The following is a 17,746-nucleotide window of genomic DNA, read 5'->3' on the forward strand; positions in this document are numbered from 1 at the left end:
TCTAAAATGAAATCCTGCTGGTAGAAAAGGAGTGCGAGCAGGAATCGGGTGGAACCCGATGCTTTATTTGTGCATTTGCAGGAAAACTTTACAGACTTACACGGAAAATCGGTTTCTGGCGGATCTGCGGTTATCCGGCACACAATCGCATTTTCTGAATATGCCGTGTGTGCTTAAGGTGGGATTTCTGCATAAGATTAGGCTTTATAATTCAAGTGTCGCAAAATAGATCAAAGGAAGGCTCGCAAGATGCCAAAAATATCGGCTGCCACAGTAAAAGAGCATCATGAGCAGATGTTTAATAAATTAGTAGATGCGGCAGAGAAGATTTTGCGAGAATCTGGCCCGGGAGCGTTAACGGCAGGATCAGTGGCAAAAGCGGCCGGGATTGCGCGAAATTCAATCTATCGCTACGTAGGGTCAATCGATGATTTGCGCCTGGTGGTATTAGAACGATATTTGCCGTTGTGGGTAAATTCGGTAGAGAAACGGGTAAATCGCAGTGATGATCCACGTAAGCAGGTACTCGATTTGGCACTTGCCAGCCTGGAAATGGCGCAAACTACCGGGCATTCCTGGCTGATTTCGGTAATGCGCCATCGTGGGGGAATGCGCGGAAAAAATACTGATGAGACAAGTTCGCATGCACCGCACCACGGGAAAAGCGCGGTAAACGATGCTGAGGTGAAGAAAAGTGCGGCAAACTCTCCATATGCTTCGCCTGCGGTGGCAAATTTTCATAAAAATCTGGGCATGGAAATTTTTGCGCTCTGGCAGAAAATTGATCCAGCGCGGGCAATGGTGAATGCGCAGATTAACCGGTCACTGATTGAAGCAGGGATGAAACTGCTTGACCATCATTCTGATTTTTCTTCCGTGGTGAGTTCGGTACAGGCGGCAATCGCCGGACTTTTTCCAGAAAATGCGCGAGCTGCTGAGCTTGGAGCTGGTGGGAGTTTGCAGTGAAAAATTCCTGCGTCAATGACGGTACAGATACTTTTCGCGGTGTATTGCAGTGTACATACTATGAACGCGGGGAATGCCGTTCATGCACGCTGATCGAAATTCCGTACCAGCATCAGGTTGCACAGAAAACTGCGCGAGTTTCCCAACTGCTTCCAGTACGTGCATGGTGTGATCCAGCGGTATCAGAGATTAGCGGTTTTCGGAATAAAGTAAAACTTGTGGTATCAGGGAGCGCGGCCGCACCAAAACTGGGAATTGCCAATCAAGATTTGCGTGAGTGCCCTTTACCGACTTCCGGTATTCGTGCGGCAATTCCAGTGCTGGCGCAGTTTGTGACCCGCTGCGAACTCACCCCGTATCGTTTTGAGACAAACACGGGTGTGCTGAAATTTATTATTGTGACGGAATCTGCGCGCGGAGAATTGATGGTGCGTTTTGTAGTGCGCCGTCGGGGAGTGCGAGGAATTATCTTCAAATATTATTCTTGGCTGGAAGCGAACCTGCCACAGTTACGGGTTTGCTCAATCAACGTGCAGCCGGAACGGAAGGCGATCATTGAAGGTGCGGAAGAAATTATCGTAAGTAAGCGGAACGAGCTGCAAATGCCGCTTACGGTTGGGATCAATTCGCATAGTGAAAAACTGCTGCTTTCCTTGCAGCCGAAGTCGTTCTTCCAGACGAATACGCAGATGGCGCAGGCACTTTACGCGCGGGCAGCAGGTTGGATTTACGATTATCTTGCAGCGCACCTGATGAATATCGACGGTGAGATTGGAACTTGCAGTGCGTCGCATAAGCCAATCGAGATCTGGGATTTGTATTGCGGCGTGGGAGGTTTCGCGCTCGCGGCTGCCGTCGCGGTAAAAGCAGCAGAAACAGGGAAGGGTGCAGCTGGGGTTGATCCTGGAGCGGATAAAGGCAGAAAAAACCTGGCTTCCAGGGTCTTGGTTCGTGGTGTAGAAGTATCGGAACATGCGGTAGCTGCTGCAAATAAATCTGCTCGGCAACAAAATCTGCCAGCAGAGTTTGTTGCCGGTGATGCCGTGCAGTGGGCGCGTGAGCAGCTAGCGCAAGGCGCTCAGCCCAGTATTGTGGTGGTAAATCCGCCGCGCCGCGGGATTGGAAAAGAGCTTGCGCGGATGCTGAATCGTTCGGGAGCTGCAAGAATTATTTATTCTTCATGCAATCCTGAATCGCTTGCTGCAGATCTTGCGCAGATGCCAGCATACCAGGCTGATCAAGCGCAGCTTGTCGATATTTTCCCGCATACAAATCATGTGGAGACGGTCGTTCTCTTATCTCAAACTTAGGTTGAGCCAAGTGAAGTACCGTCAAGCAGCGAAAAGACGATAAGTGTGAAGCGGTGAGTTTCTTGCATGGACAAAAGCAGCGAGGTGATCTGGAGTGAATAAAGACCCGTTTAAGGAATACATCAAAGAATCCGAGCCGTATGATATTTTCGCTGAGAACGCATGGTATTTTCGGAATTCACTCGTTAGGGCAAACTATAATGATCTGAAAAATGGTGTTCACGAAACTACGGAATATCTTGAATTGTTTCTTCGTAATCTTCTGCTTAACGAGAATCATCCGCTGCATAACCGAACATTGCATATCGACGGCATTTTCAAAGAACCGGAAAAAGCGAACATTGACTCAAAAAGCGAATATTGGAGTGGAGAAAGTGAACATTGATGATGTTTTCACAGCAAAAACCGCTTCTCATATTCAGGTATTACAAGAGGTATTGGGCATGGCGAGAGCATTTGGAAGATCTGATGTTCAGCGGGTGCTTGGCCTGAAACCAACAAGAAGCTCTGCGCTGCTGCGTGAAATGGCAGAGCACGGAATCATTGATCCGGTGTCCGGACACGGAAAAGGAAAGTATCGATTCCGGCATTGTCTTGCCTCATGTGAAAACCGCTTGTTTGCTGTCGCGTGTAAAGCTATTGTGAAACTATGCCGATGAAGTTCTAGATTGGCAGAAAAGTCTGAAAAATGCGCTGAGAATCAGACTGGAAGAAGCGCGCTTTATTCTGAGGAGAATATGCAGATGATGGAGTTTATAGAATTTAACCCGACGGCAATGCAGGATGATTTACTGGGTTTTCTTCTGAAAATTGAATGGAAAGCTGGCGAGATGCTGCATAAACATCTCACGGCAGGTACGTTTTATAAGCGTTTTGGGCAGAGTGCACAGCTGTTCTTTTTGCTTGATCAGGATACTGCTAACACAGACGTGGAAGATACTGAGAGTAAATCCGCTTCTGATAGCGCACCTGCTTGTGCTGCCCGGAATTCAGAATCGGAAACTGCACGGAAGATTGCCGGTTTTGGCGCGATAGTGGAACAGGACTTTATCGAAATCCCAGAATTTTCTCCCTGGATTGCGTTTATTTATGTAAATCCAGAGTATCGCGGCCAGCATTTATCGGAGCGTATTGTGAACTTCCTTGAAGCAAAGCTAAAAGAGATGGAAAATCGTGAAATCTATATCCTTACTCAGCATATTGGACTTTACGAGAAGTACGGATATGCGCAAATCGGCGATGTGCCAAGCGAAATACATGGCACTGCCTATATTTACAAAAAGGAACTCAACTAACTGTTTCGCTTGGAAAATCGGAGAATCGGTACCGGCGTCAGTTCTTCAGTGAATGAATCGGCGCTGGAATAAACCCGCCGCGCCCGATAAAGCCAGCATTTGAAACCTGATTTACGGGCATGATCGGTGCGCGCCCAAGCAACCCGCCAAAATCCACTTCTTCTCCAACACCTTTACCGGGCACTGGAATCACCCGCACTGCCGTCGTCTTTGAATTTTGCATTCCGATTGCTGCTTCGTCAGCAATCATTCCCGAAATTGTGGCAGCTGGAGTATCGCCAGGCACTGCAATCATATCCAGGCCGACGGAGCAGATTGCCGTCATTGCCTCAAGTTTATCGATCGAAAGTACGCCAAGCCTTGCAGCCTCGATCATGCCTTCGTCTTCCGAGACGGGAATGAAAGAACCAGAGAGCCCGCCCACGCGGGAAGCAGCCATCATTCCGCCTTTCTTCACTGCATCGTTCAGCAAGGCGAGTGCGGCCGTGGTGCCGTGCGTGCCAACATGATCTAATCCCATATGCTCCAGAATCCGAGCGACGGAATCGCCGACTTCAGCCGTTGGCGCGAGCGAAAGATCCACGATTCCAAACGGTACACCAAGCCGTTCGGATGCAAGTTTGCCAACCAGCTGCCCGGCGCGGGTAATTTTGAAAGCTGCACCTTTAATTGCTTCTGAAACTTCATTCAGTGTGGCACCCGCAAGCGTGCCGAGTGCGCGGTCAACTACGCCCGGCCCGGAAACGCCTACCGAAACCACGCAATCAGGTTCCTGCACGCCGTGATATGCGCCAGCCATGAATGGGTTATCGCTTACCGAATTTGCAAAGACAACGAGTTTTGCGGCACCGATAGCGTTCCGGTCTGCGGTAAGCTCGGCTGCTTCTTTTACTACTTCACCCATTCGGGCAACAGCATCCATATTGATACCGGCGCGGGTAGATCCGATATTTACCGACGAACACATGAAGTCGGTTTCCGCGAGAGCCTGCGGGATTGAATCAATCAGCCGCTGATCGGAAGCCGTCGTTCCTTTTTCTACGAGTGCCGAATATCCGCCAATAAAATCTACACCAGTCTCTTTTGCGGCCTTGTCGAGTGCTTTTGCCACGAAAATTGGGTCGCCTTGTGCGCTGGCCGTTACGAGCGCGATTGGCGTGACGGAAATCCGTTTATTCGCAATCGGCATTCCCAGCTCACGGGAAATTCCGTCACACACTTCTACCAGGTGTTTTGCTTGATTAGTAACACGCTCGTACACTACATGCGCGGTTTCTTCCATCGTCGGACGGGCACATTCGAGTAGTGAAATTCCCATCGTGACGGTGCGGATATCGAGGCGGTATTTTTCGACCATATCGATCGTGTCGAGAATTTGTGTGGAGTCAAGAATGGCCATGGTGCTTTCGATTCGAGTTGATGCGGACGGAGATCGGGATTGTGTAAGTGCTCAAATGCATTAATGCACTGAAATTTGAGAGATTGGGCTGGTGGTTAAATATGTGTGACCGCGCGGAAAATTTCTTCACTTTGCACGCGAATCAGTACGCCTTGTGCATCACCGACGAGCGTCATCTTTTCTTGCAGGGCAGTGATCGAACCACATTCTTGCGGCTTATGCGCGGTAGCTTCGTGGGAGATGCGTTGATTTGCGGTATCAACACGTAAAATCATGGTGAAGTATCCGCCCATGATTTGCTGAGAAAGATCTAATACATTTACGTTTAATTCTGCAAGACCAGTAGTGACGGCAGCGATGATGCCGGGATGGTCGTTTCCGGTGACGGTGATAATAGCAATCATGAGAAAATTCTACCTAAAGAAAAGTGATTTGCGGGTGAATGTTCAAAACGGTTATTTGAAGTGTTATTTAACTATTGGGATCTGTAAATCCTGGGAAGCCTGCGAGTATCCGTGGGCATTGCTAAGGTTTTGAAATCCAAGCTGTGTCATCTGGGAGAGTGCAGCCGAGGCGCGTCCTCCGGAACGGCAATATAGAATGTAGTGCGCGTGCGGATCGAAGTTTTGGAGTTTTTGCAGAAAATCAGGCGCGGTGAAATCGATGTTGATTGCACCCGCAAGGTGTCCGTCGGAAAATTCTGCAGGAGTGCGCACGTCAAGCAGTATTGGGGCGGTGTTTGCTGAATATCCAGTTTTCAGCTCATCGGATGCGGCTTCGGTTTCAAGTCTGTGATCAGATTTTTTCGCGGTTTCCTGCTGTGGATTGTTTTTTGCGTGAATTTTTAGATAGTTCAACATGAGACAAGGATATACCTAAAACTTGCGTTAAAAATCGCGTGTGAAAGTTTACTGCTTTATTGCACAAGCGCGTGATCGGCAATGCTGCTGTGCAGATGTAGAGCATAAGAATGTTAGTGATTCGGGCGGAATCGGAGAACGGGGCTGATTAAAGCTATAACGAGTGTCTCGTGTAGTGGAATGTGTTGTGCATTGGAAATAGAGCGGAAGGTAGTTTTGAGGGTGATATTTCAACGTGCGGCGCGTTATCCTTTCCGAAAATTTCGGCAGGTAAGGAGAATAAGGAGATTAATCCATGAAATCTATAATTGCTGATAATCGTCTGCTTTTTCTGTTCACCGGTTTTGTTGGATTGCTTTGTGCCGCGGCGCTCGGTGTATTTGCCTTGAAGCTTGGCGGTTTAGTTGATTTGATTGGCCAAGATCAAAACTCGCTGCTGTATCAACTTTTTGTGTGTGTAGGAATTATTGCGTGCTGGTTTTTATTCTCGCTGGCTTACAATGCTTTGCGGGCATTTTATGCATATCGAGTAATCAACCAAACTAAATCGGGACTTTATGCGGGAATTAATCGTCTTCGGCTGAGTGAATACGAGTCAAAGCCGAATGAATATTATCTGAATATTTTTACAAAGAAATTCGACATCCTGCACGAGAACTATTTGGTTCCGAAATGCAACATGGTTGCCGATGCGGCCTCCGCAATTGTGAGTATCTCCCTGATTTTTTGGATTAGCTGGAAGCTGGCGCTATCTTTTATCGCGGTTACCCTGGTGACTATTGTGATTTCACAGCTTCCTGGTGTAATCATGGCCAAAAAGACTGAAGTGTTTTCGAAAAAGAACGCTCAGTACCTCAAAGTAATTAACAATCATCTGAGAGGATTCGAGCAGATTAAACTTTTGGGTTTATTTCCAAACTTTCAGCATGTTTACCTGGATACAGATAAAGAATTTGAATCAAGCAGACGCGGATATTACGCCACCAGCTGGAGTGCTGATTCTTTCGGGATATTTGTTAGCTTCTTAGCGCAGCTTTTCTGTTTCGGGGTTGGGGTGTATTTCGTAATTTATGGTGATTTAACGATTGGAATGCTGATAGCTGCAATCAATCTGTTGAATAACGTTTTCAATCCGGTACAGTCATTCGTGCACTCGAAGAACCTGATGGGTACGGTAAGTGAAATTTTCGATTCCTTTAACGAGCTTTTGACCGTTCCGCAGGAGTCGGGAGCAGCATTAAATACTTGTGTGGAAAAGATTGAATATCAGGATGTGGCAGTTACATTGCCAAGCGGACGAAACTTGGTTTCTGGATTTAACTACCGCTTTGAAAAGGGTAAGCGGTACGCGATCGTCGGAGAATCGGGATCAGGCAAATCTACATTGATGAAACTTCTGATGGGATATTATGATCCGGGATTTTTCACCGGAAAAGTGCTCATCAATGAAGCCCGGCGAGAGACGCTTTTGCCCGCTGATTTATTTAGCCGCATTGCCTATATTCAACGAAATGATTTTTTCATCCCCGGAACTGTCGAAGATAATATTACGCTAAACCGCGACTGCGCTGCTCCTGTTGAACTTTACGCGCAGTTAAAGATTAGTACTGAACTGCGCAGCCAAAAAATTGAAGAAGGTGCGCGGCACCAGATTTCACAAGGTGAAAAACAGCGCATCGATATGGCACGATTCCTAATCAATGATTACGATGTGCTGATATTTGACGAGCCAAGCACTAACTTAGACCCGAAAACCAGTGAACTGGTATTTGATTACATTCTAGGTATTACTGACAAAATCGTCATCGTTATTACCCACGAACCCAGCGCCAGCCTGCTATCGAGATTTGATTCAACCTTCAATATAAAGAACTATCAAAGTTAATGACGGATTTTTTTTGAGGGGTTGGCAATTGGGTTTTGCGGCTCTTTCATTTTTTTTGTTACGTAAGTGGTGATGGGGAGTCGGGTTCATTGCGTAAGTGGTGGCGGGAAGTTGGTTTCTTTACGTAAGTGGTGGCAAGAACTTAGGCGAGGATTTTTTCCGTCGGAAGTGCTTGCGTTTGTGCTGGTCACAGGCGTAAGGTGACGACGGCTCTCCCGTCGCTACAGAAAACCGCCGATTTCGCCGCCAGTTACGTTAAATAATACGGATTATGCCACTAGTTACGTGCGATTCGCGAACTTTGTCGCTTGGCCTACGCTTAGCCTCTAACGACACGCCGCCATTAGACCCGCATTTTGGTACTTAGCCCCGATTGTTCGCGGAAATGTTTAAAATATAAAAAACGGCTCGACAGGACATGAAGTCAACCATCGAGCCGAAGTGCGCGCCGAAAGGGACTCGAACCCCCAACCTCTTGATCCGTAGTCAAGTGCTCTATCCATTGAGCTATCGGCGCATGTTCCGTTTGAACTCATTAAGTTTATAGCGAACGACGTGAAAAAAGCCAATGGAATCTACGTGGCGGTGGACACACTCTGTGTTTTGCGTGCAGTGATTCAATTTCTCTTAATTTTCATGCCGGTACAGGTGCGTTTAGAAGCAGGCACTAGCCTTTATTGCAGTTACCTTGGTGACTATTGTGATTTCACAGCTCTCTGGTGTAATTACGGTCAAGAAAACCGAAGTGTTTTGGAGGGGGCGCTCAATACCTGAAAGTAATTAACAAGCATCTTAGCGGATTTGAGCAGATTAACCTTTTAAGTTTGTTTTCCAGCCTGAAGAATGCCTGCCCTAAGACGGATCAAAGATTTTAGATCAACCATTCACACAGCTGCGCAGCCGGATATTCTTTGCAGCCTCGAATATGTAAGGAAGTGATTCTGACTGATTTAACTGACGATTTCAGATGGTACGCTGCAAAAACGAATAGAAAAACGAGTCCGATCAAAGAAAATGCTGAAAGGACTCGTTTTTATTAAAGTTAATCAGATTCACGACGAATCGCGAAGCAGGCAAACCGCGAAGGAGCGGATATTAATATCGCTGGAGATGTGTAATCTTCGGCAATCAGTTTTAGCTTCCGCTCGCCATCCGGCGAAAATCTCAAAACGTAATTAAACCTGGCTGGCGAAGAACGGGTTTCCGCCTTTCGCAAGAGCGGAGTCGAGAGAGTAGCGGCCTGCGCCAAGGAAAATTACCGGAAGTGCAAGGGCAAGATACATTAACGAGCCTTCCCCAACGACACCGCCGTTTTCATCGAGAAGGCTGCCGCCGGAATTGATTAAGCCCATAACTGGAACAAATAGCCAGATACCAAACATCATAGCTGTTTCAAGAAGCGCGCTGATTCTGGTAAAGAATCCAACTGCGACCAGGATTGGGAGCACAATCTCGCCGCCAACAATCAGTACTGCAAAAAGGGTTGGGGCTGCACTGGATACTGGGAAGTTTTCCAAGCTTTTCGCAAATCCAGAAAAGTGAGCGAGTTTCGCGAATCCGTGAAATATCATCACGAGCGGGAATACACGGAGTAAGAGCAGTCCGATGTCGAACCGTTTCGAGGTGCGGTTAATTTCCAGGGAGTGTGCCATGTAGACTCGCCTTTCGTTTGTTGTTTTATTCTTACTTTTATTTATAAATATGTGAGTTCCTACTGGCTGAAAGTGTAGTTGAATATGGAACTAACCGCCATAAGTAATTTATGACGTATACCACTTTGTGTTGCTGTTTTCCCTGCTAATGCCGTAGTTTTTCAGTTTTTGTTACTCTGCGCGGCGAGCCAGAAAACAGCTTAAACAAAAGAAACATCCCGCCAAACAAACGGTCTGACGGGGTGTGTAGCGGAGAGTGCTTGCAACTTTCTTGCGAAAGTTGCGCCAACGACATTGCGGGGGGAGTCCAAAATTTTTTCTCGCTTTCGCTCTAAAAAATTCTTGGTGCGGTACCAGCGTGGCTGGTACCGCTAAGCCGAAAAACACTAACGTGTTTTCTTCACGGCTTAGCCCTCACGGGTTCAAATCCCCCAAACAACACAAAAAGTTTCTGCCAAGCAGACAAGCTACTTGGCAGAAACTTCAGCGGAGACAGAGGGATTCGAACCCTCGAGCCGCGATTGCGACTAACACCTTAGCAGGGTGCCCCTTTCGGCCACTCAGGCATGTCTCCTTATATATTGAATTTATCCGTATTCAATTGTTACACGACAAGAGCAAAATAAGAAACCTAACTTTGCTGACGCATATTGAAAATAAATTCGAATCCGCAGACTCAAGTGTTTTGTGTTAGTAGCTGGTGCAAGACCAGCTACTAACACAAAACGGCGGAGAGTGGGGGATTCGAACCCCCGATGCAGGGTTACTACATACTGGTTTTCAAGACCAGCTCATTCGGCCGCTCTGACAACTCTCCTCTTAGCAGCTTGCGCAAAACCACTTTCAAGGGAAACCGAAAATGATTTAACACATGACCACTGGCGCAACTACGCCTTTCGATTCTAAACTAAATCACTAAAAAGATAAAAATAAATTATTAGAAAAATGAAATAAGGGTGAAAATCACTCACAACATTTTCACTTTTAGCTTCTACGAATAGTTCGCAACGGCTAATAAACTAGAATTTAGTGTAAATCTTAAATAAGGAGCAAATGTGTGGAAAAATCGAGATTTTGTGTTGCGAACAGGCTTTACTGCCCGCATCTTTTTTATTTTGACGATTTTCGCACTAATCTTGATGTCCATTCTACTACCAGCCACTTCTGCTTTTGCCACTTCTCAAAATTCTGTGCTCCCAGCTGATATGCAAACTTCCAAATCTCCGATTCAATACGGGGGCACGTTGAATGCAGCCAACAATACGCAGCAACAAAAAAACACAAAACGAAATCCAGATGGTGTGCTTTTTATCGGCACTGCTGGAATTGACTTTTCCGACTTAGATTTCACAAATCCGAACTTAAAAGAAAACCTTGCAAACTATTCCTTCGCAGCTCTTTCGCCACGCACCGTGAACCCGCGGACATGTGCAGAAGAAGGATGGATGTCACTGCGTGTTAATGGAGACGTATTTGACCGAGTATCGCCCCCGACTCCGTTAAATCCCAATACTGTGGAATGTAATCCGGTCATTTTTACAGAAGAACCGTCAATATTAAAAGACGGTGATTTTACTGCACCGCAAAAAGTGCATATTTCTGAGTTTTCAAATCATATCGCCAATACAAAATGGCAAAAAGAATCACCTTTCCCTGCCGATACTGTGGGAGTTGGCAGAAATGCTGCCCTGCCGCTTGCCAATAGCGACGGCGAAGTAAATAACTGGTATCCATATCCCGCAGTTGATATCCCGCGCTCTAATACGGTTACCCAAGATCGTCTAATACAAATACTAAATCACGCACAAAATAATGTGCTGGTTGATATTGGCGGTGTAAACGGGGATTCGCTACTCTTAAACACTGCTCCTCGTATTGCGCAAATCCAAAACGAGCTCAGCAACGTGTTACGCGCTAACGAGCGCAGCAAAAATCCCCGCCGCGTAGTGATTGCCTCTTTAGGAGATCGTTCGCGTAGCGCACAGTTACATTTCTTTGCAACGAACTCGAACCTGAACCAAAATAGCGGCAGCTCAAATACGTCAATATCAACTGCTCCTGGAGTGATTTATTCTGTTACCACGCGTGCTACTGGGTTTATCACAATTCCAAATGTGCGTGAAATTATTGTTGGAGATTACTCTGAAGTAGAAATTATTTCAAAAAATTCTCTTGCCGAAGCATTACAAACCATAAAAGACGTAGAAGACCACGCCTATGTAGTAAAAACCACCACTGCAAACTGGTATCAAATATTTAATTTACTTGCAGCCATATTTATTGCGCTTACTTTAATATTATTTTTTCTCCGGCCAGCAGCTGCCGGTAAAAAATGGGGTGCTCCGCGAATTTGTTGGCGGATCTTAGAATTGGGAAATACCTTTGTGTTTGCTTTTGTGCCTGCAGCCTTAATTCTAAATTTTTTCCCGTGGTGGAAACTTGCAGTCATTCCGAGATTTGATACTCCAGAATGGGCAAATCTATTTGGAATAGGTTTCACAATCTTCTTAGCCGGTTTACTTACTGGGCTGGCGCAATTTTCAAAACACCCAGTAGGAATAATCGCTGCAATCGCATTCCTTGTGCTCAGCAGCGATATTATTGCTGGTTCCCTACATCAACGCAACGGCTTCATGGGCTCGCTAGTGCTAACTTCGCGTCGATACTACGGTATTTCAAATCGGACTTATCTAATTTTGATTATTGCCGGCCTGCTTGCCACTTTGCCAATTATTTATCAGATTTTAGGGGCAAAAATAACTTCGATTAGCAAAATGACGGATAAGTTTGCTGCATCCAACTCTGATATTCGGGAAAGTGCATCAACGGCACCTGCAAGATCACGAATATCGCCGCAGCAAAGGAAAAAAATCGCACTAATAGTAGTGTTAATCGGATTATTTACCTTAGCGGTAGACGCCATGCCAAGTTGGGGAGCAGATTTTGGCGGCCCGCCAGGAATCATTGCCAGCTTCGGAATCGCTGCAATTTTATTAGCCGGTTTACGTTTACGCTGGTGGCATGGGCTAGTGTGGATCTTGCTTTCCGTAACCATAATGGGAATAGTTGGCTTTGTTGATGCACGTGGAAACGCAAATTCTCATATTGGTAAATTCTGGCAAAGCCTTGGCTCGGCAGAATCATTTGCCCTCATTGGAGGAAAAATTCGCGATGTTACGCGTTCATTTTTCGGACGGCCAGATTTGCTTTGGCTGATTGCAGTGGTCATTGTGATCACGCTGTTAAGCATATTCGCAGCACGGAAATTGAATCAGCTCAGCGGAGAACATTTCGCAACTATCCGTGAAATGATTTCACTGCCTGCAACCATTCCATTAATTATTGGAATCACGGCTGGCATCCTGATTGCTGTACCAATCAACGATTCTGGTGCAATCATGATTAAAGAAGGACTATATATTGGAGTGCCCGCAATTTTTGCGTTACTAACAGGCACTCTTGCGCGAAATCGTGAAGACGAATCGCATATGCGCCACTTATTTTCGAAAAAACATTCGTGAATTTATTACAAAAACTTAAAGCAAAGCTGCAAGCACGAGCGCTGCACCGTCGTGATCTACGTCTTCAGTAATTGCATTTGCGTGGGCACGCACATATTCCGGCGCATTTCCCATCGCCACTCCGAGCTGTGCCCATGCGAGCATTTCGCAATCATTCCCGGAATCGCCAATTGCCACAGTATGCTCACGTGGCAAATTCAGATAGCCGAGCACATCAGCAAGCCCGGTAGCTTTCGTAACACCTTTCGGGCTGATATCCATCCAGGCAGACCAGCCAATCGCGTATTCCACCGCATGTAATCCAAGCGCGTCAATCCGTGCTAGCAGTTCTTCCCCAGATAAGTCAGGGGTGCGGATAGTGAGTCGAGTGCAGTACGGGTGAGCAAGTTCAGATACTGGCAATACCTGGAACTTTCCCGTCATCTCACCGGCAGGAAATTCGCGATTCACACGCCGTACATCCTGCACAGATTCCACTGAAATTAATGCTTGTGGCAATGCCTGGGAAATAAGCTCGATCTCTTTTCGCGGATCAAAAGTATGCGAAGTAAGCAAACGCACCGTCGGAGTAGGTAAACTAACGTTGCTTGAAAGTGGCACTGTTTCATGTTTTAACCCAGCGCTGCTCACGTCATCATTTCCATCCCCGACGGTAACGATTATTGCCCCATTAGCACATACCGCATAGCCACTATTGATCCCTAAATCTTGCATCGCGATCTGCGCGCCAGAAATCCCCCGCCCAGTGCAGATCACAATATGCGTACCGGCAGTGAGGTGTGCCTGGATTGCTGCCACGATCCGTGGCGAAACAGAAGTATCATGACGGAGCAGCGTACCGTCAATATCGAGCGCAATAAAAAGCTGCGACCCGGCAGCAGGCAAACCATGCAGGCGCGCCTCCGCTACTGCTTCATGCCAGATTTTCAGATCAGCCAAATTGCCCCTACTTCACTCGTTATTAGCTTATTTGACCGGAATTGCGAAAACTTCTACAGCAAACAAAACAGCAAACTGGAAGCAACCGCAATCCCGCCCAGATTCACACGCTCACCGGCAGTTATTTTGCAGCAGCTACCGGCGCGATAACTTCTTTGCCACCCAGGTAGGGCCGCAACGCCTGCGGGATATAAAGTGAACCGTCAGGCTGCTGGTGATTTTCAAACATTGCCACCAACCAACGGGTAGTAGCAAGCGTGCCATTGAGGGTAGCTACAGGAGTAGTACCAATTTCAGAGCGATGCCGGATATTCAGCCGTCGCGCCTGGAATGTAGTGCAATTCGAGGTGGAAGTAACTTCCATGAACCGATTTTGCGTTGGCAGCCAGGCTTCGCAATCAAACTTTTGCGCCGCCGATGATCCAAGATCACCCGCAGCGGTATTGATTACCCGGTACGGCAATTCAGCTTTCGCAATCATTTCTTCTTCCCAAGCGAGGAAACGCTGATGCTCTTCCACTGCGTCTGCTGGGTCGCAATACGAAAACATTTCGACCTTATTAAACTGATGTACGCGAATGATCCCGCGCGTATCCTTGCCATAAGATCCAGCTTCACGCCGATAGCAGGTGCTCCAGCCAGTGTAGCGTTTTGGCCCGTTAGCAAGATCAATGATTTCATCTTTATGGTATCCGGCGAGCGCCACCTCAGAAGTGCCGGTGAGATAAAGATCGTCAGCTGGCAGGTAATAAATTTCGTCTGCATGCGCACCCAGGAATCCAGTGCCGCCCATGATCTCCGGATTTACAAGAGTGGGAGTGGTGAGCATGGTAAAACCGTAGCTTTCAGCCTGATCCACCGCAGCCGTCAGCAAAGCAAGTTCTAGCCGTGCGCCAATACCTTTCAGATAATAGAAGCGCGAGCCAGCCACTTTCGTGCCGCGTGCCATATCAACACCGTCGATTCCCTCTGCCACATCGAGGTGATCTTTCGGGGTAAAGCCTTCGGCAGCAAAATCACGAATCTTCCCGACCTGCTTCAGCACAGTGTAATCGTCTTCGCCGCCTGACGGTACGCCGGCAACAATGATATTTGGCAGCTTATACATCGCAGTGTTGAAAGCTTCAGCTGCTTCTCCAGAAGCCGTCTCAAGCGATTTCACTTCATCAGAGAGTGCTTTTGCTTTTGCAAGTACTGCTGGCCGATCTTCTTTAGCGGCCTTTCCGATCTCACGAGAGAGCGCTTTTTGCTCTGCACGCTTATCTTCAAAAGCTTGCAGAGATTGACGGCGCTTTTCATCAGCTGCCAAGATTTCTGCAACAAGATTTTCATCTGCACCGCGTGCACGCTGCGAGGCGCGCACAATTTCTGGATTTTCCCGGATAAAACGAATATCGATCATGCCTCTAGGATATGCCGTATCTGCAATGTTATGCGAATTAATTTCAAGTTTTGGTTACCGCATGGCGATTTCGTTATTCAACTGCTTGTTGCCGCGCGATTGCGAAGCCGATGGGTTAGCATGGAAGCATGAATTGGGATTCGATTGTAGCCATTTTGGCATTGATAGCAGCAAGCGCAGCTTTGTTTCTCTGCTTTCTGATTTTGCGACGGATGAAGCGCGCCCATAAGCATCTGCGAAAAGTGATCCGAAATATTTCTCCAACAACTTTGCAAAGCATCCTTGGAACAGTAGGAGAACCAGATTCTGGACCAGCATACGTGGTTTACAATCCAACCAAAGAAGCCAATTGGGAAGAGTTGCGAAAATATTTATTGGAAGCATCGGTAGCAGCTTCCCTTCCAGAGCCAGTCTGGCTGGAAACTACTGCTGAAGATCCTGGCCCAGGGCAAACCCGGAAAGCCATTGCTGCTGGCGCTTCAGTAGTGATTGCAGCTGGCGGTGATGGCACTGTGCGTGCGGTGGCAGAAGAGCTGGCAGGCACGAATACGCCACTTGGTTTGCTTCCCGTCGGTACTGGAAATTTACTTGCACGGAATCTTGATCTGCCACTTAATTCTCCGCGTGATATGGCTTCAATTGCGCTGACGGGAAGTACTCGGCCGATAGATGTGGGGTGGATTGAAATTGCCGACAATCTACACGATGAACGGCTAGTGCAGTGGGCACGTAAAGAAGAGCTGAAATTAGCCAAACCTGGCAAATATGCATTCATTGTGATCAGCGGGATGGGTTTTGATGCTGACGTGATGGATTCGACGAGTTCATCCTTGAAAGATAAAGTAGGCTGGCTTGCTTATGTGAGTGCCGGCATGAAAAATCTCTTTGCGGATAAGATGCATGTAGCGATCCACCTGGGCGATTCGGGCAAACGGATTAACACTGAGGCGCGCTCGGTGATGTTGATGAACTGCGGTGAGCTCACCGGCGGGATCGTGCTTGATCCGAATGTTGACCCTTCAGATTCCTGGCTAGAATTGGCGGTCTTAAATATTAAAGGCGGAGTATTTGGCTGGGTTGATTTAGTGCGAAGGGTGCTTGCGAAAAATCTGGGAGTGCGTGATCGTTCCTGGCTTCCAGAAAATTCTGTGGCGGGAGATTTGGATACACTGCGGGTGCGCACATGCACAGTGCATACTGGCACACTGCAAGCCGTGCAGATCGATGGTGATGTACTCGGCTATACAAATAAGCTTTCCGTCTCGCTTGATCCTGGCGCTTTGCATGTGCGGGTACGCAAATAATGAAATTTGAACTGTGCGCAGCACGCAATGCCGTCGTAAATTTTAGCTAAACTGCTTCCCGAGCAAACTTTCCACCCAGGCGTTTGCGGCATAAAAATCTGCATCCCTTGTGCCTGGTGTGGGCTGGTTTGCCGTGAGTTTGTGTAAGCTGTGTTCCTTTGGAGTGGTTCCATTAGCAGCAGCCGGATCTTGAGCATGACTGCCAGCAGCATGATGAGAGTGATGCTCTGGGAGCGGATTTCGTTGCGCAGATCGCGCGGTGGCAGGTATCGGCGCTGCCGGATACGATCCGAGGAAAGTTACCTTTGGGCTGACGCGATGCAATCCCGCAAGGACGGCTCGCATCCGCTGCTCAGCAATATGGCCGATAGCGTCGATCGAAAAAGCGTAGCGCCCGAGCGCATCACCTACCGGGCGTGATTCGATTCGTGAAAGATTGATCCCAAGCGCAGCAAATTGCGTAAGCAGTTGCAGCAATGCTCCTGCAGCATCAGTAGGGAGCTGCACTAAGAGGGTCGTTTTATCCTTTCCAGTGGGCGACGGAATTTCGCCGGCTTTGCCAATCACTACGAAGCGTGTTTGTGCATCTGGATTATCGGCTACATCATCACGCAAAACCGTCAATCCATATTGCTTTGCGGCAAGTGGTGAGACAAGTGTAGCCTCATAGCCGGGCGCATCGCTTTCCATTAAATGTGCTGCTCCTGCTGCCGTAGATGCAGCAGGAAGATATTCCACTGCGGGAAGATTTGCCATGATCCAATCACGGCATTGAGTCCATGCCGCATTATGCGTAGAAATGCGGCGAATATCGCTCAGGTGCGTGCCGTCTTTTACCGCAAGCACGAAACTGATCGGCACAATAACTTCGCCAGTGATCACTAAGCGCGCATCTTTCCCGAGTGCATCAAGAGTAGCGTTGATCCCGCCTTCCACTGAATTTTCGATTGGTACGACGGCATAATCCGCTTTCCCCTGCCGTACCAGATCAATAGCCCGCGGTGCATCAAGGGCTGGAATATGGAGCGCAGTATTTTCCGCAGCCACCTGATTCAAGGCTTGTTGGCAAAATGTGCCCCGCGGCCCAAGGAAAGCATAACGCTGCAGCCGCCCATCCGGATTTGCAAAAGAAGCATCGTGATCCCCCAGATGCTGCGGATTTTTCCCCATAATTAAAGCTCCTGTATGTGAATTGGCGCGAATCGTGCCGATC

15 protein-coding genes and 3 tRNA genes are annotated in these 17,746 nt (G+C 47.6%); 8 read left to right on the forward strand and 10 right to left on the reverse strand.

The genetic code is table 11. The features are described from left to right. Nucleotides 1-249: 249 nt before the first annotated feature. The 5 genes from J2S36_RS05740 to J2S36_RS05760 all read left to right on the forward strand — a co-directional run bounded on the left by J2S36_RS05740 (nucleotide 250) and on the right by J2S36_RS05760 (nucleotide 3,571). Entirely contained in the window at nucleotides 250-966 is a 717-nt protein-coding gene (locus tag J2S36_RS05740; protein ID WP_309956419.1) for a TetR/AcrR family transcriptional regulator, read from the forward strand. Beyond that, the gene (locus tag J2S36_RS05745; RefSeq protein WP_309956421.1) at nucleotides 963-2,276 is read left to right on the forward strand and encodes a class I SAM-dependent methyltransferase; all 1,314 of its coding nucleotides are present in this window, start codon (nucleotides 963-965) and stop codon (nucleotides 2,274-2,276) included. Before J2S36_RS05740 ends, J2S36_RS05745 begins: the two co-directional genes overlap by 4 nt. A 94-nt stretch (nucleotides 2,277-2,370) precedes the next feature. Then, complete coding sequence (locus J2S36_RS05750; protein ID WP_309956423.1) at nucleotides 2,371-2,661, forward strand: hypothetical protein; 291 nt, start codon at nucleotides 2,371-2,373, stop codon at nucleotides 2,659-2,661. Continuing rightward, nucleotides 2,618-2,935, forward strand: coding sequence for a hypothetical protein (locus J2S36_RS05755; protein ID WP_309956425.1), 318 nt, complete (start codon nucleotides 2,618-2,620; stop codon nucleotides 2,933-2,935). Before J2S36_RS05750 ends, J2S36_RS05755 begins: the two co-directional genes overlap by 44 nt. Nucleotides 2,936-3,019: 84 nt before the next feature. Further along, entirely contained in the window at nucleotides 3,020-3,571 is a 552-nt protein-coding gene (locus J2S36_RS05760) for a GNAT family N-acetyltransferase (RefSeq protein ID WP_309956427.1), read from the forward strand. 37 nt (nucleotides 3,572-3,608) lie between these two features. Here the strand turns inward: J2S36_RS05760 and J2S36_RS05765 are convergent, their stop codons facing one another. From J2S36_RS05765 to J2S36_RS05775, 3 genes are all read right to left on the reverse strand, one after another. Further along, on the reverse strand, nucleotides 3,609-4,970 hold the full coding sequence (locus J2S36_RS05765; RefSeq protein WP_309956429.1) for a PFL family protein: 1,362 nt from the start codon (nucleotides 4,968-4,970) through the stop codon (nucleotides 3,609-3,611). Nucleotides 4,971-5,065: 95 nt separating this feature from the next. Next, entirely contained in the window at nucleotides 5,066-5,374 is a 309-nt protein-coding gene (locus J2S36_RS05770) for an ACT domain-containing protein (protein WP_309956431.1), read from the reverse strand. A 63-nt stretch (nucleotides 5,375-5,437) separates the two neighbouring features. Continuing rightward, nucleotides 5,438-5,830, reverse strand: coding sequence for a rhodanese-like domain-containing protein (locus J2S36_RS05775; protein WP_309956433.1), 393 nt, complete (start codon nucleotides 5,828-5,830; stop codon nucleotides 5,438-5,440). Nucleotides 5,831-6,125: 295 nt separating this feature from the next. On the opposite strand from J2S36_RS05775, the gene J2S36_RS05780 reads away from it, so the two are divergent. Next, nucleotides 6,126-7,715, forward strand: coding sequence for an ATP-binding cassette domain-containing protein (locus J2S36_RS05780; protein WP_309956435.1), 1,590 nt, complete (start codon nucleotides 6,126-6,128; stop codon nucleotides 7,713-7,715). 444 nt (nucleotides 7,716-8,159) lie between these two features. On the opposite strand, the gene J2S36_RS05785 is transcribed toward J2S36_RS05780, so the two are convergent. From J2S36_RS05785 to J2S36_RS05800, 4 genes are all read right to left on the reverse strand, one after another. After that, nucleotides 8,160-8,232 (reverse strand) — tRNA-Arg (locus tag J2S36_RS05785). A 658-nt stretch (nucleotides 8,233-8,890) separates the two neighbouring features. Continuing rightward, entirely contained in the window at nucleotides 8,891-9,367 is a 477-nt protein-coding gene (locus J2S36_RS05790) for a DoxX family protein (RefSeq protein WP_309956437.1), read from the reverse strand. Between the two features lie 487 nt (nucleotides 9,368-9,854). Further along, nucleotides 9,855-9,941: transfer RNA gene (locus J2S36_RS05795), tRNA-Ser, on the reverse strand. 155 nt (nucleotides 9,942-10,096) lie between these two features. Further along, nucleotides 10,097-10,184, reverse strand: a tRNA-Ser gene (locus J2S36_RS05800). A gap of 238 nt (nucleotides 10,185-10,422) precedes the next feature. Here J2S36_RS05800 and J2S36_RS05805 point away from each other — a divergent pair. Then, entirely contained in the window at nucleotides 10,423-12,888 is a 2,466-nt protein-coding gene (locus J2S36_RS05805) for a hypothetical protein (RefSeq protein ID WP_309956439.1), read from the forward strand. A gap of 15 nt (nucleotides 12,889-12,903) precedes the next feature. Here J2S36_RS05805 and J2S36_RS05810 read toward each other — a convergent pair whose 3' ends face one another. Beyond that, nucleotides 12,904-13,827 (reverse strand): HAD family hydrolase, encoded by a 924-nt coding sequence (locus tag J2S36_RS05810; RefSeq protein ID WP_309956442.1) that lies wholly within the window; start codon nucleotides 13,825-13,827, stop codon nucleotides 12,904-12,906. A gap of 121 nt (nucleotides 13,828-13,948) precedes the next feature. Beyond that, the gene (serS, locus tag J2S36_RS05815; RefSeq protein ID WP_309956444.1) at nucleotides 13,949-15,229 is read right to left on the reverse strand and encodes a serine--tRNA ligase; all 1,281 of its coding nucleotides are present in this window, start codon (nucleotides 15,227-15,229) and stop codon (nucleotides 13,949-13,951) included. 128 nt (nucleotides 15,230-15,357) lie between these two features. On the opposite strand from serS, the gene J2S36_RS05820 reads away from it, so the two are divergent. Beyond that, nucleotides 15,358-16,533, forward strand: a complete 1,176-nt coding sequence (locus J2S36_RS05820; protein ID WP_309956446.1) for a diacylglycerol/lipid kinase family protein — start codon at nucleotides 15,358-15,360, stop codon at nucleotides 16,531-16,533. Nucleotides 16,534-16,575: 42 nt separating this feature from the next. Here J2S36_RS05820 and pheA read toward each other — a convergent pair whose 3' ends face one another. Further along, the gene (gene pheA / locus J2S36_RS05825) at nucleotides 16,576-17,703 is read right to left on the reverse strand and encodes a prephenate dehydratase (protein ID WP_309956448.1); all 1,128 of its coding nucleotides are present in this window, start codon (nucleotides 17,701-17,703) and stop codon (nucleotides 16,576-16,578) included. Nucleotides 17,704-17,746: the final 43 nt, after the last annotated feature.

The sequence above is a fragment of the Arcanobacterium hippocoleae genome (assembly GCF_031456295.1).
Classification (GTDB): Bacteria; Actinomycetota; Actinomycetes; order Actinomycetales; family Actinomycetaceae; genus Arcanobacterium_A; species Arcanobacterium_A hippocoleae.

Excerpts from the sequence above, each read along its gene's own strand:
- J2S36_RS05740 (WP_309956419.1), top strand. The coding sequence starts at position 250 with ATGCCAAAAATATCGGCTGCCACAGTAAAAGAGCATCATGAGCAGATG.
- J2S36_RS05760 (WP_309956427.1), top strand. The coding sequence starts at position 3,020 with ATGATGGAGTTTATAGAATTTAACCCGACGGCAATGCAGGATGATTTA.
- J2S36_RS05765 (WP_309956429.1), bottom strand. The coding sequence starts at position 4,970 with ATGGCCATTCTTGACTCCACACAAATTCTCGACACGATCGATATGGTC.
- J2S36_RS05770 (WP_309956431.1), bottom strand. The coding sequence starts at position 5,374 with ATGATTGCTATTATCACCGTCACCGGAAACGACCATCCCGGCATCATC.
- J2S36_RS05775 (WP_309956433.1), bottom strand. The coding sequence starts at position 5,830 with ATGTTGAACTATCTAAAAATTCACGCAAAAAACAATCCACAGCAGGAA.
- J2S36_RS05780 (WP_309956435.1), top strand. The coding sequence starts at position 6,126 with ATGAAATCTATAATTGCTGATAATCGTCTGCTTTTTCTGTTCACCGGT.
- J2S36_RS05790 (WP_309956437.1), bottom strand. The coding sequence starts at position 9,367 with ATGGCACACTCCCTGGAAATTAACCGCACCTCGAAACGGTTCGACATC.
- serS (WP_309956444.1), bottom strand. The coding sequence starts at position 15,229 with ATGATCGATATTCGTTTTATCCGGGAAAATCCAGAAATTGTGCGCGCC.
- J2S36_RS05820 (WP_309956446.1), top strand. The coding sequence starts at position 15,358 with ATGAATTGGGATTCGATTGTAGCCATTTTGGCATTGATAGCAGCAAGC.
- pheA (WP_309956448.1), bottom strand. The coding sequence starts at position 17,703 with ATGGGGAAAAATCCGCAGCATCTGGGGGATCACGATGCTTCTTTTGCA.